General features: G+C 65.7%; 12 protein-coding genes. 2 read left to right on the plus strand and 10 right to left on the minus strand.

Annotated elements, in window-relative coordinates:
- The first annotated feature begins 109 nt into the window (after nucleotides 1–109).
- Complete coding sequence (locus tag ABGT83_RS10515) at nucleotides 110–523, plus strand: DUF3788 domain-containing protein (RefSeq protein ID WP_346687486.1); 414 nt, start codon at nucleotides 110–112, stop codon at nucleotides 521–523.
- A 119-nt stretch (nucleotides 524–642) separates the two neighbouring features.
- On the opposite strand, the gene ABGT83_RS10520 is transcribed toward ABGT83_RS10515, so the two are convergent.
- Nucleotides 643–1440 (minus strand): hypothetical protein, encoded by a 798-nt coding sequence (locus ABGT83_RS10520; RefSeq protein WP_346687488.1) that lies wholly within the window; start codon nucleotides 1438–1440, stop codon nucleotides 643–645.
- Nucleotides 1431–2555: an amidoligase family protein gene (locus tag ABGT83_RS10525; protein WP_346687490.1), complete on the minus strand. Its 1125-nt coding sequence runs from the start codon at nucleotides 2553–2555 to the stop codon at nucleotides 1431–1433. The genes ABGT83_RS10520 and ABGT83_RS10525 overlap by 10 nt, the downstream gene beginning before the upstream one ends.
- A gap of 767 nt (nucleotides 2556–3322) precedes the next feature.
- Between ABGT83_RS10525 and ABGT83_RS10530 the strand changes: the two genes are divergently transcribed.
- Nucleotides 3323–4765 (plus strand): ATP-binding protein, encoded by a 1443-nt coding sequence (locus tag ABGT83_RS10530; protein ID WP_346687491.1) that lies wholly within the window; start codon nucleotides 3323–3325, stop codon nucleotides 4763–4765.
- 203 nt (nucleotides 4766–4968) lie between these two features.
- Here the strand turns inward: ABGT83_RS10530 and ABGT83_RS10535 are convergent, their stop codons facing one another.
- The 8 genes from ABGT83_RS10535 to ABGT83_RS10570 all read right to left on the minus strand — a co-directional run bounded on the left by ABGT83_RS10535 (nucleotide 4969) and on the right by ABGT83_RS10570 (nucleotide 11798).
- Nucleotides 4969–5178 carry a hypothetical protein gene (locus ABGT83_RS10535; RefSeq protein WP_346687493.1) on the minus strand — a complete coding sequence of 70 codons (210 nt, stop codon included), beginning with the start codon at nucleotides 5176–5178 and terminating at the stop codon, nucleotides 4969–4971.
- A 296-nt stretch (nucleotides 5179–5474) separates the two neighbouring features.
- A complete protein-coding gene (locus ABGT83_RS10540; RefSeq protein WP_346687495.1) occupies nucleotides 5475–6728 on the minus strand; it encodes a hypothetical protein in 1254 nt (417 codons plus the stop codon).
- A complete protein-coding gene (locus tag ABGT83_RS10545) occupies nucleotides 6716–7678 on the minus strand; it encodes a ParB/RepB/Spo0J family partition protein (protein ID WP_346687496.1) in 963 nt (320 codons plus the stop codon). The genes ABGT83_RS10540 and ABGT83_RS10545 overlap by 13 nt, the downstream gene beginning before the upstream one ends.
- Complete coding sequence (locus ABGT83_RS10550) at nucleotides 7671–8456, minus strand: ParA family protein (RefSeq protein WP_346687498.1); 786 nt, start codon at nucleotides 8454–8456, stop codon at nucleotides 7671–7673. The genes ABGT83_RS10545 and ABGT83_RS10550 overlap by 8 nt, the downstream gene beginning before the upstream one ends.
- A gap of 424 nt (nucleotides 8457–8880) precedes the next feature.
- Complete coding sequence (locus ABGT83_RS10555) at nucleotides 8881–10251, minus strand: tyrosine-type recombinase/integrase (protein ID WP_009305493.1); 1371 nt, start codon at nucleotides 10249–10251, stop codon at nucleotides 8881–8883.
- A complete protein-coding gene (locus ABGT83_RS10560) occupies nucleotides 10208–10522 on the minus strand; it encodes a helix-turn-helix domain-containing protein (protein ID WP_239442811.1) in 315 nt (104 codons plus the stop codon). Before ABGT83_RS10560 ends, ABGT83_RS10555 begins: the two co-directional genes overlap by 44 nt.
- Nucleotides 10523–10590: 68 nt before the next feature.
- Complete coding sequence (locus tag ABGT83_RS10565) at nucleotides 10591–11103, minus strand: type II toxin-antitoxin system PemK/MazF family toxin (RefSeq protein WP_009305495.1); 513 nt, start codon at nucleotides 11101–11103, stop codon at nucleotides 10591–10593.
- 242 nt (nucleotides 11104–11345) lie between these two features.
- Nucleotides 11346–11798: an RNA polymerase sigma factor gene (locus ABGT83_RS10570; protein WP_013981114.1), complete on the minus strand. Its 453-nt coding sequence runs from the start codon at nucleotides 11796–11798 to the stop codon at nucleotides 11346–11348.
- Between the last annotated feature and the right edge of the window lie 560 nt (nucleotides 11799–12358).

Raw genomic sequence — 12358 nt, forward strand, 5'->3', positions numbered from 1 at the left:
GGGCGCCGGGAAAGGGCGCCCGGCCGGCAGGCGGCCCTGCCGCATCCTGGCAGGATGGCGCCGACGAAGCGAGGCGGGAAGCCGAGGGTCGATGCAGGGAGGAGGCGGGATGGCAAGGACGGAACCGACTCGGGAGGAGCTTGCCGAGCTGCTCGGCGAGCCCCTTCTCGCCGTCTGGCGGGAGCTCTGCGCCGCCATCGACGGGAGGTACGAGATGGACCGCGCGTGGGGCCCCGGAGGCAAGCGGTGGGACCTGGAGTACATGTACCGCCGGGGAGGCAGGACGCTGTGCGCCCTCCACGCGAGAAGCGGCTGCGTCGGGTTCATGGTCGTCTTCGGCGGCAACGAGCGGGCGAAGGTCGAGCGGATGCTCGGCGAGCTTTCCCCGTCGGTCCGCGAGAGGTACGAAGAGGCGACGACCTACCGCGACGGCAAGTGGGTGATGTTCGAGCCGACCGACGCGTCGGAGTTCGGGGACTACCTCAGGCTGCTCGCCGTGAAGCGCAGGCCGAACCGGGGGTAGCCGCCCTGCGCCGCCGCGGGGCGCGGTCCCTCCCGGGTGCGCCCCGCGGCCCGGAGGAGGGGCGGGCGGTGGATAGTGGACACGCCGCCGCGGCGCCCTGGGGGCGCTGCGGCGGAACGCTAGGCGAGTATCGCGTCGGCGGTCTCCGCAGCCTGCGCCTCGTCGGCGCAGTACGGCAGGTACTCCGCGCACTCCTCGAGCAGCGGGCAGGCGACGCACGCGGGGAACAGCCCGAGCTGCGCGAAGTCCGAGGGCGCGGGGTCGAAGCCCACGAACGCGTCGAAGAGGCGCCCCTGGCCGTCCTCGTCCCATCGCGGCGGGGCGACGGGGGCGGCGAGGTGGTTGAGGTTGGAGTAGAGCACCCCGTCCTTGGCCACCCACCGCCCGAACACGCCCACCTCGCCCGCGCCGTCCATGAGCAGGAAGCGCGAGCCCTGGGTCGACGAGGCTATGAGGCGGGACGCGCGCTTGTCGGTCACGAACCCCTCGCACATCGCGCGGAGCGGCGCGAGGACGCCCGAGGCGAACGCCATGCTGTCGGACACGCCCGCCCCCGTCTCGAGGCCGCTGAGCGTCCCGTTGTGCATGAACCCGACCTCGCAGCCGCCCTCCGTCTCCCGCATGCGCCCGTAGTCCTTGCACACGGGGAAGGGGTGGCAGCATCCCGGCTTCACCCCGCCGTGGGTGGCGATGCGGAAGTGCAGCGCCACGGGGATGCCCCGCGTGTCGCGCGCCTCCGTCAGCGAGCGCAGCGCGCGCTCGAACGACTCCCACTCCATGCATCCCTTCCGCCATCGGACGCGCCCGCCAGCGGGGAACATCAGCCCCGCGCCGTCGGGATTGCGCTCCCAGCACTTCCGCAGGGTCTCGAGGGTCGGCATGGCGACCCCCTTCGGCTTGTACACGATTACGCACATAGCGCCCCTCTCCTTCCTTCGGTCATCAGCTCCCTGGCGAGCAGATACGCGGCAAGCTCGTCCGACTCGGTCGGGCAGGCGTCCAGGACTCCGTCCGCCAGCTCGTACCAGTTGACGCGCTGCAGCATGCCGGGGGTGCTCGCCTTGGCGAGGTGGCACAGCCCCGCGACGAACTGGAAGGTCGCGAGAAGCGTCTCGGGCTTGAGCGTCCCCCTGAACAGCCTGAACTCGATGGTGTGCTCGTTGGTCGTGTTCACCGCGTGGTACCGGGTGTCCCTCGAGACGCGGGCGGCGCCCCTGGCGCTCGCCAGCCACCCGTCGCGGGACGCGGGCAGGCACGTGCGCCCCGCCCACTGGTCGAGCCTGTCCCGCCTGCGGCGGCTGAAGATGGCGAGCGGCTCGAAGAAGCGGTCGGCGACGGTGAGCAGCTTGTACTCCGCGAGGGCGCGAGCCGTCTCGCCCTTCCCGAAGAAGTCCCTGTTCACGTGGACGTGGAGGCCGCACGTCCTCGTGTCGTGCGAGCGCATCCCCTCGGCGACGGCGGCGGCGCACACGTCCGCCCACATCGCGCGCCCGCCCTCGGACATGAGGACGAGCGGGCTTATGGGATGCGTCACCAGCTCCACACCGCAGTCCAGCGAGCTGTCGCTCTTGAAGTAGACCCAGTCCTCGCCCCACTTCTCCGCGATGCGCGCCACGGCCGCCGCCCTGTCGCCGCCGTCCATCTCCAGCTCGATCCCCAGGACGAGGGAGTTTCCCGCCTCGCCCTCGGCCCGGTGGAATCGGGGGCGCGGCTTGTATCCGTAGGAGCAGATGGCGCCGTCGAGCCTTCGCGCGGAGCAGCGCCAGCACACCAGGTCTCCGTCGCGCCTCGCCATGTCGCCTGCGGGGAACCACTCCCCGCAGTCGGCGCACTCCGCGTAGCCCTCGGCGCAGTCGGGGCAGAGCGCCCGCCCGCGCCCGTCGCGGATGAACCCGCTTTCCCGCGGAAGGCGCCTGCCGCACCCGTCGCAGACCCTCGTCAGCTCCGACGCGCACGTCGGGCACAGGCGCCTCGGGTCGCCTTCCGCCTCCGCAGCTCGCCGCGCGGGGTCTGGCTCCCGCAGTTCCCGCACGGCTCGTAGCGCGCCTCCGCGCAGTCGGGGCACACGCCCCGCACCGCCGTCTCCTCCGGCGGGAACGGCGCCCCGCAGTGCCTGCAGAACTCCCACATCGCCTGCGTGTTCTCTGGGACGAAAGCCCTTCTCCTCGGCATGATGCCCTCCTTCTCGCCTCGCGCCGCGCCGTCGGGCGCGGCCCCTCATCGACCGATGCCTCGATGGCCGCCGATGCGCCCGCAGCGCAAGCGGAGGGCGTCGCGGGTTCCGCGCGCGGCAAGGGGGGAATGCGAAGGCCGCCCCGGCGGCCGGTGGTTTTCCGGGTTGTTTTGCGGACGCCCGGCGCCTCCTTCCCGGAAAAGAACCGGGGAAAGCATCGCGGCCCTTGCCGGGAAAGCGGGTTCCGCGGCAGGCTGCCGTCGCGAGGCTCGGTCCTTCGTGGAAGCGCGGTGTGCGGCCCGGCCGGGAGGCCGGGAAAGGGGATCCCCAAGGGCCCGCCCTTGGGCGCGGGTCCGGGGCGGCGCGAGCCCCGGGTTCCGGGAAGGGCTCGAACCGATCCGAGGGGGTCAGGGGTTCGACATGCTGACTTCGTTTACGCGGGCGTGAACAATCGGAGCATGCAGCGGCGTTTCGGCGCATCAGGACCGCATGGCGGTGCGGTTGCGGGAAAGCTGGGGCGATCGGGGTTCTGAAGCTTGATACGGCGATGTCACGGAGACGGGCGCGCACGAAGGATGTCTCAGGAGCGCGCTGGTAAAATGACGCCCATCAGGAACGGAGGGCACATGGACCGTCGCTTTGAGGAGAACAACGTCGAAGACTTCGCCGGGGCAAGGGAAGGCCACTACTTCGACCGCAAAAGCGCCCGCAAAGACGTGGACGAGATCGCCAAGCACGTGATGGCGTTCGCCAACGCGGCGGGCGGCAAACTCGTGGTGGGCATCGAGGACGACGGCACGGTGACGGGCTTCAAGCGCGACAAGGCGCACAGCATCGAGGGGTTCGAGCAGTCGTACCTGACGGAGCTCTCGCCCGCCCCCTCGGTCTCGACAGTCCGAGTGCCGGCGGTGAACGAAAAGGGAGAGGACGACCAGGTGCTCGTCATGGACGTGGCGTGCGAGGAGAGCCGCGTCGTCCGCCGCCGCAAGGACGGAAAGGTCGCCCTGCGAGAGGGGGACAAGAGCGTCTGGCTCGACTATGAGCAGATCAGAGCGCTGGAGTACGACAAGGGCGAGCACTACTTCGAAAGCGAGGTGCTGCTCGACTACGGCATCGAGGACGTGGACCGCGAGGCGCTCGCCATGTACAAGCGCGCCCTCGGGACGGACGTGGGCGACGAGAAGCTGCTGCGCAGCGTCGGCGCGCTCAAAGGAGGGCATCTCACCAACGCGGGCATGATGCTGTTCGGAGAGAGCCCGAGCGTCGCCCTGCCGCAGATGAGGATCAGGGTGCTCCGGGTGGACGGCACCGAGCTCGGAACCGGGTCGGGCCTGCGGATCGTCAAGGACCGCACGTTCGACGGCCCCCTCGTGAAGTCGATCCCCGAAGCGCGCGAGTTCATATCGACCCAGCTGAGGGAGTTCCAGTTCCAGGTCCACGGGACGATGGAGTTCAGGACCGTGCCGGAATACCCCGAGTACGCCTGGTTCGAGGGCCTCGTGAACGCCGTCACGCACCGCGACTACAGCATCCGCGGCGAGTACATCCGCGTGTACATCTACGACGACCGCATGCTCATCCAGAGCCCGGGCAAGCTCCCCAACATCGTGACAGTTGACAACATCAGGCACGTGCGCTTCTCGCGCAACCCCATCCTCGCGCGGGTGTTCACGGCGTTCGACTGGGTGCGCGAGCTCAACGAGGGCGTGGACAAGATCTACCAGGAGATGGCCGACGCCGGCCTGCCGGAGCCCGAGTACGAGAGCCAGGACGACTACTACCTCAAGCTCACGCTAAGAAACGATCTCGAGAACCGCATCCCCAGGATGAACGCGGGAGACGTCGGTAATCGTGTCGGTAATGTCGGTAATCATGTCGGTAATCAGCTGAGCGAGACGGAGGAGCGCGTCCTCGCACTGGTGAAGAGCGACCCCAAGACGAGCGCGAGAAAGATTTCCGACAAGCTCGAGATGAGCGTGAGGCAGGCGGAGAGAACGCTTGCATCGCTGCGGAAAAAGGGCGTCATAGCTCGAGAAGGCGGAACGCGCGGCTACTGGAAAGTGCGGTAATTCCTGCCAAAAGGACATGCGGATGCCGGCCATTCGTCGGATTGATCCGGCTTTATCCGGGTCGGCGCCTAGCGCAAACGACGCCAGGGCTGGCGGTTCGCATAGCGAAGCCAAATCCGAGCGGAAAAGCAAACTAGAGAGAAGACTAGATAGACTAAATGTTTGGTCTATCTAGTCTATGAATTAGTCTATCGAAAATCGTCCTAAATCCCCGCCCAGGCCGCATCGAGGTCGGCGGCGCAGCTCTCCACCACGCACCGCACCGCGGCTATCTCGGACGCCGTGACGGGCTCGCCGCCCGCCTTGTCCTCCAGCATGGAGAGGATCGAGGAGGCTCCTTCGAGCCTCTCGGTCGAGCGCACGATTGCGTCCACGACCTCTTGGGGTAGAGTTGTCTGACGGGTGCCTTCCACAGGGGCTTCCTTTCCTTGGCGGCGTCGTCGAGGGAAGGATGTCCTCAAGGGGCATGAAAAGAGAGGCATCCACCTCAGTTGTCACGCTGTTGGGAAATGTACGCCAAATACCCAAAACGGCAGATGCCCCTCTGTCCGGTATTTGGCGTACGAGTATTCAGTTAGCGTGACCGCACTATTATACGCGCTGGGGCCCGGCTCCATCCGAAATGCACGGCGCTTCGCGAAACGCCCCCGCCCTCACATGAACCGGAACACCGCGCGGAAGAGCCAGCGCAGGAACCTCGCGACGATTCTCATACGGCCTTCCTCCCCTCGGTCGTTCCGCGGCCCGCGGGCGCGCCCCCGAGCAGCCCCGCCCCGTGCAGCTCCAGGTACCTGCTGTAACGCTCCTGGCAGGCGTCCATGTAGCGGCGGTACAGCGCGTCGCCGGCGCACTCCCGGTCGACGTCGTCCCTGGTCGCATCTGGGCTCCTGTCGACGAGCAGCGAGAGCACGACGTTGCGCCGCGCCTGCACCTTGCGCCAGAGCTTGGCGAAGCCGGGGTCGGCCTCTGCGAGCTCGGCCATGCCGAGCGGCTCTCCGCCGCGACCGGCCACGTCGGGCGCCACGGGCTCGTCGGCCCACGCGGCGAGGCCGTCGTCGCCCTCCAGCCAGCGCAGCAGGTTCTTGGCGAGCTTGGCGTCGTCGCCGTTGCGCAGCCAGTAGTCCCTCGCGTAGGCGGCGTAGGCGTCGGCGATCTGCCCGGGCGAGAACCCCGACTCAACCTGCCGCCGCCATGCGGCGCGGCAGTCGCGCTTGAACCTCAGCGACGTCACGGGCTTGAGCGACGCGGCGCACAGCCGCTCGAACGCCTCGGGGAACTCGCCCTTCCTGTACGGCTCGAACGCCTCGCCCTCGCCCCTCTCGTCGGCGGCGCCCTCAGGCGCAGGAGAGGGGCTTAGTCGTTTATCTTTTTCGTCCTTCCCATCCGATGAGTAATTTATAGCGGCGGGTTTTCCAGATATGGGTTTTCCAGATATGGGTTTTCCGGATGTGGCTTTCCCGCATGTGGCCGAGCCAGATACGGATTTTCCCGTTCTGGGAACGACCTGGGCTTTTTCAGGTACGCACCCGTCATCGCCCTCTCGCGGGGGCTCTGCCGCCGACTCCCCGCCGCCGGACCCGGAGCCGCCCCTGGAGAACTCGGAGAGGACGGCGAAGCCCTCCGCGCGCAGCTCCTCGGAGACCGCCCCGTGCATGGCGGGGTCGTCGAGCGTTATCCAGGTCGCCTCCTCCGCCTTGAGGAACCGGCCGTTCTCGCTGCGCTTCCTGGCCCGGATGATGTAGCCCGCCTCCTCCAGCTCCCTGATGCCCGCGGTCACGGCGTCCACGCCGTCGCGCACCAGGGAGGCGAACCCGCGGATGGTGAACACCCATTCGGGGTTGCCCTCGAGCGAGCGGATCTGGCAGTAGATGCCCTTGGCCTTCAGGCTCAGGGACCGGTCGAAGAAGACGGTGTTCTCGACGTGGGTGAACGAGCCCTTGCCCCTGTGTATCACATTTCCCACGGCTCCCCTCCCTTCTCCTGGGCGGCGCGCCTGCGCTCCGCCTGCTCGAGCAGCTCGAGGGCGAGCACGACGCGGGCCTCCACCTCCTCGCGGGTGGCGGACGGCCGGAAGAACCGGGCTATGCTTCTCTTGGGGATCCTGAACGACTCGACCTGGTTGGGCTTCTCCTCCTCCATGACCGACCGCACGAGGGCGTGCGTGAGGGCGCCTTCCTGCGAGAAGCGCTTCAGCTTGATTGCCTGGGCGTGCGACGGCGTGCAGGCGTGCTCCGAGATGGCGTCGAGCAGCCAGCCCTGCTCCTCCTCGGACAGGTAGCTGGCCTCGACGGCCGGCAGCATGCGCATCCTGCCCTCGTCGACGAGGTCGAGGAGACCCGGGACGAGGTGCGTGAGCCTAAGGTATCGCCTGACCTTGCCGCCGCTCGTCCCCAGCTCCTCCGCTAGGACGTCCCTGGATTTCCTGCCCTTCGACTTGTGTCCATTTTGAACACAAGTGAGGTCGGTGCGCTCGCCCTGGCGCTTCATCGCCTCGAGCCTCATGGAGTAGGCGAAGGCCCGCTCGCTCGGCAGGACGTTCTCGCGCTGCAGGTTCGAGTCGACCATGGCGATGACGGCCTCGTCCTCCGTCATCTCCCTCACGATGCATGGCGCCTCCTCGAGGCCCGCGAGCTCGGCGGCGCGCTTGCGACGGTGGCCGCTCACGAGCGTGTACCTGCCGCCGTCGCCGGGCACCACGGTCAGGGGGACGAGGACGCCGCACGCGGCGACGCTCTCCGCGAGGGCCTCCATCTCTTCGTCGTCGGCGACGCGGAACGGGTGACCCGGGAACGGGTCGATGAGGCCGAGCGGGATGCGCTCCACGGAGCCCGCGGCGGCGGAGTCGCGCGCCTCCTGGGACGTGAATAGGTCCTCGATGCTCGGCAGCGGCACCGCCGCCCTCCTCCTAGCCACGGCGCTCCACCTCCTCCGCGAGGCGGGCGAACGACGCGGCAACCTTGCCATCGGGGTCGTACGAGAATACGCTTTCCCCTGCAGCGGCCGACTCCGCGGCGGAGACGGCGCGGGGCACCACGGTCTCGAAGACGCGGTACGCCTTCCCGTACTGCCCTCTGACGGCGCGCTCGACCTCCCTTGCGAGGTTGTTGCGGGAATCGTAGAGCGTGACGAGGATGCCCTCGACGGAGAGGCTGGGGTTTATCTGCCTCCTGACCCGGTTCACGGTCTTCAGGAGGCCGGTCATGCCGGATGCCGGGAGGTACTCGGCGGAGACCGGTATGAGGACGCTGTCCGCGGCGGCCAAGGCGTTGATGGGGATTATTCCCAGGGTGGGCGCGCAGTCGACGATGACGTAGTCGTAGGCCGGCTTGATGGGCGCGAGCCAGGCGCCCATCATCCGCTCGCGGGACATCGCCATGAACACCGCCATCTCCATGGCGGCAAGCTCGATGTTGGAGGGCATGAGGTCGACGCCCTCGCGGTGGCGGAGCGTCCCCGCCGCGGGGTCGTCGTCCGATCCCTCTATCGCCGCGGCGAGGTGCGTGGCGAGGGTCGTCTGCAGCGAGTCCGGGTCCCTCCATCCCAGGGACTTGGTCAGGTCGCCCTGGGGGTCGGCGTCGACGAGGAGCACGCGGCGGCCCCTTCTCGCGAGGGCCACTCCGAGGCTCAGCGCCGTTGCCGTCTTCGCCGTCCCTCCCTTCTGGTTGGCGACGGCTATCGTTCTGCATGTCATCGGTGTTCCTCCCGTCTGCGGCAAAGCCGCGTCCCGGGAGGCCAGGAGGCGTCGAATCTCAGGGGGCCGCGGGGCCCGAAGGCCCTCCGCAGCCCGCCCGCGTCGCCGCGTACTGCGTTCGGGGACGCCCGTCCCCGCCTGGGGTACGCGGTTGGAAAACGCGGGAGGAGGACTGGATTTTCCAGTGTTTCTTCCGTTTCGCAAGCCGTTCCCACTAAAGGAATGGGAGCGTAAAAACGCCCTTTGAAGTGGGATTATTTAAAAAATGGTTTGCAAGGGAAGTGAGCGGAACGTGCCAGCCAAAACATTGGGAAGCCTGGGCCTTACCACTTGGCGACGCCCGCAATTCATTCGCTGACTAAACGCAGCGCTTGAATTATAACGCATCCCAAGCAAAACGCAGCGGAATACAAAAGTTCCAAAACTATGCGGCCTGCGGCAGCGATTCGAGCCGTGAGACGTACCTGTTGGATAGCTCCCTGCTTGTCGAGGGGATGTAGCCCACATAGAGGTCGAGCGTATAGGACGGCGACGCGTGTCCGAGGATGACGGAGATGGTCTTGATGTTCTCGCCGCGAGCGAGGTTGATGGTGGCGAACGTATGCCGCAGCGCGTAGGGGCGCACGCCCTCGAACCCCACCTTCTCCACGAACCTTTGCCACTGCTTCTTGAGCACGTTGTAGGTGAGGGGCTTGTCAAGTTCTCCCACGAGAGGCGTGCTTGGGCCGGGCCTGATGCCCATGGCGCGCAGGCGTCTGCTCTTCTCCTCTATCCATCTGCCTATCTCGCGGGAGGTGTAATCGTCGATAGGAACCGTGCGGTACGACGAATCGGACTTCGTATACTCAACGATTTCCGCCGTCCCGTGTTCGAGCGACCCGGTGATTCTCGCCGAAGGGACGCCGCCGACGTTGACGCCGCCCATCTTCAAAGCGAGTGCTTCCTCGGGGCGCATCCCGCTGGAGAAAAGGGCGAGGCACGCCACCTTGAAAGGCGACAGGGGAAGCGCCTTCACTTCGTGGAGGAACCGCGCCGCATCCTCCTCCATGAGAGGGTCGATGAGCGGGCGGCTCTTCTTGAAGTTCTTGGAGAGGAAGCGCGCCTTCGCCACGTTCTTCTGCACGAGCTCCCTATCCAGCGCGTCGTTGAGGATCTCGCGGCAGAATTTGAGGATTTTGTGCTGCATATCGGGCCCGGCAACGCGCGGGGAGCCGAGCGGCTTCTTCTTCCGTCGATTCCCCTCGCGCACCGCCTGCTCGCGTTTCCTTTTCCATTCCTCCACGCGCTCGTTTGCCCACCGCCGCGAAATCTCGGGCACCTGAAGCAGGCATCGCTCCACGTCCATCGCCGTCAAATCGCGAAGGGGGATAAGCCCTATTACCTCACGCAGGTACTCGGCGTATCGCCGCTCGTTGGCTAGGGTTTGCCTTCCTATGGCCCCATTGCTGCGGAGCGCAATGTAACGCTCAACGTACTCTCCGAAAGGCGTTGCGGGACTCAGCGGTGAAACGTCTTGCGCCCCAATGCCCACCCCCGTCGTCCTATCTTCAAGCATTCTGTTGGCATCTTCCTCGAACTCGGCGATGCGCGCCCTGAGTTCTTCGCGCTTGTTGCGGGCGAACACCGTCCGCGACAGCTTCTTGCGCCCCATGACCCCCTGGAACTCGGCGGGCACCCTGATGCGCAGTTCGTAGGCGGTCGCTTTCGGGTCGTCGCGCTTCCTGCGGGGAAGCCCCTTCGCCTTCCTCGCCTCATCGAGATCCACGGGCTTGTCGCATTTGAGCGTCTTCGTCATTCTCTCCTCCATCTTCGCGCCTGTTCAGATAGCGTAGGAGGCAGAGCTTGGGAACCAGCCACTTCGACCCGAACTTGACCCCGCGCATCTCGCCCGCCGCCAACAGCTTCCTCACGCCCTGCGACGTGAGGCCCGTGAACTCGGCTATCTGGCAGGGGGTCATCATGTAGGGGTACGGTTCGAGCGCGGGCAGGAACAGCCCGCCAGGGTCGGCCCCGCAAAGCGCCTCGTCGTCAAACGCCGCCTCCGCGCGACGCTCATAATGAGCCATTTCGGCAGAGCGCGAAACGATGCGATTTTCCGCATCGCATGCTTGACAAGGGACGAAAGGCCGCGCGGTCATCTCCTCACGACCTTGTAGTCGTAGCCCGTGCGGGTATTGCAGATGGTGCAGGGCTCGCGTTGCTCCTGCTCGAAGTCCGCGCGCCACACCAGGTAGTCGTCCGAGTCGCAGAACGTCTGATGGCACTTCCTGCACAGCGTGAGCAGCATGAAGTCGTCTCCCGGCCCTTTGAGCCCCAGGCTCACGGCGAGTGCAGCGTCCACAAGCCTCATCTGCTCGGCGCCGATGTGCCCCGCCCTCCCGCGCAGGCGCAGCTTGTCGATGGTGCGCAGCTGCTCCAGGAGGGCGACCGAGCCCTCCCTGAGCCCGGCCGACGCGGGCACGGGTACGTGCACGGGGAGGTTCGCCTTGGGCTTGCCGGTTATGGCGGCGACGATGATAGTTTTGCTGCGCCTGTTGCCCGCATCGTTTTGCACGACGAGGACGGGACGCGTGCCTCCCTGCTCGCATCCCAGAACGGGGTCGAGGAAAGCGAAAAACACATCGCCCCTGCGCGGATGGTCGTCCATGAGGCACCTCCTTCGTTTCAATATGTAACTGCGGCCGAGAGTCGGGGTCGTCCGACCCGCGGCCGCCTGAAACGCCGCTTCCGCGGCTCCCGCTCGCCCACGAGGCCCCTCATGGCGTGGCGCGCTCTTGACCTTGCAAGGGCGGGCGGGTATGGGGCTGTCAAGGTTCCATCGAGGGATTTCCTCCCTCATAGAGACGGACAGCTAGGTGGGCGAAACGGAACCCCGCACGGAGAAAAACACTAGAAACCGGAAGAGAGAATCTCTTTCAGGTTCTCTCGCGCAAGACTGATGCTGCGTCTCACTGCGCGATCGGAGCACCTCTCTACTTCGGCTATCTTCGCCGTGGGCATACCAAGCAAGTGCCTCATCAGAAAACGCCTGCGTTGTGCGGCGGGTATCTGCTGGAACGCTTGAAACAGCGCTTCGGATTCCAGCTTCTCCATAAAGATTAACTCTGGGTCTTTTTCGGGATTGTTGGGGGCAAGAGAGGCTTCGTCCATCGACGCCAAGTGTAGTGAGTGTCTTGTCTCGCGGCGCTCCGTTCGCCAGAACTCACGCTGAAGTTCCTCTATGCCCTCGAATACTTGCCTGGGCAGATTTATCTCGGTTCGTTTGCCGTCAGGCGTCCTCACCACAATGCGATATTGGGCTTGGGAGTCGTCAATGTTCCTGCTTTCGTAAAATCGGGCCATATATTGCTCCTTCGGTTCAGACCCGCAGGAGCAACCGGCCGAAAGCGCAAAAAAGGACGGGCAGGACGTTTGGCTCCTGTCCGTCTGGCGGATCGGCGGGTATTTATTTACATCCTCAAGGATGTGCTACGTTTTGGGCAAATTCGTTATGCGCATAGTCCCATTGCTCTCGAACGTAAGCACGGTAAGCTGGCCCTTGCGTACTATTTCTACGCGACGCAGCTTTCTATCTGCCCGACAGACGAGCTTGCCGAGCGCATTCCTTACGTCTTGCATACAGCCACCTCCTCTCTGACGGAGCATGATGTCATGTTTGACCACATAGCGTCCCGACTTGAAAAGTCAAAATTCTGTCTGGTTCGACAATGGTGCTCCGCAGACTGTCGATCTTGGGGTGCTCTACGAGACGGATGGGTAATGCATCGTCACCGCTAAACTGACGGAAGATTCTCGCTCGGTCTATCGGTTCGCAAGTGTTTAGGGTTGTTGCGGGAGATTTTGCTTACGCCACAACAACCCCTTGGGCGTCATGCTGCAGCACAATGCATAAATATCCAATA

It is taken from the genome of Enteroscipio rubneri, assembly GCF_963929405.1.
In the GTDB taxonomy this organism is placed as follows: Bacteria; Actinomycetota; Coriobacteriia; order Coriobacteriales; family Eggerthellaceae; genus Enteroscipio; species Enteroscipio rubneri.

Excerpts from the sequence above, each read along its gene's own strand:
- ABGT83_RS10515 (WP_346687486.1), top strand. The coding sequence starts at position 110 with ATGGCAAGGACGGAACCGACTCGGGAGGAGCTTGCCGAGCTGCTCGGC.
- ABGT83_RS10520 (WP_346687488.1), bottom strand. The coding sequence starts at position 1,440 with ATGTGCGTAATCGTGTACAAGCCGAAGGGGGTCGCCATGCCGACCCTC.
- ABGT83_RS10530 (WP_346687491.1), top strand. The coding sequence starts at position 3,323 with ATGGACCGTCGCTTTGAGGAGAACAACGTCGAAGACTTCGCCGGGGCA.
- ABGT83_RS10550 (WP_346687498.1), bottom strand. The coding sequence starts at position 8,456 with ATGACATGCAGAACGATAGCCGTCGCCAACCAGAAGGGAGGGACGGCG.
- ABGT83_RS10555 (WP_009305493.1), bottom strand. The coding sequence starts at position 10,251 with ATGACGAAGACGCTCAAATGCGACAAGCCCGTGGATCTCGATGAGGCG.
- ABGT83_RS10560 (WP_239442811.1), bottom strand. The coding sequence starts at position 10,522 with ATGGCTCATTATGAGCGTCGCGCGGAGGCGGCGTTTGACGACGAGGCG.
- ABGT83_RS10565 (WP_009305495.1), bottom strand. The coding sequence starts at position 11,103 with ATGGACGACCATCCGCGCAGGGGCGATGTGTTTTTCGCTTTCCTCGAC.
- ABGT83_RS10570 (WP_013981114.1), bottom strand. The coding sequence starts at position 11,798 with ATGGCCCGATTTTACGAAAGCAGGAACATTGACGACTCCCAAGCCCAA.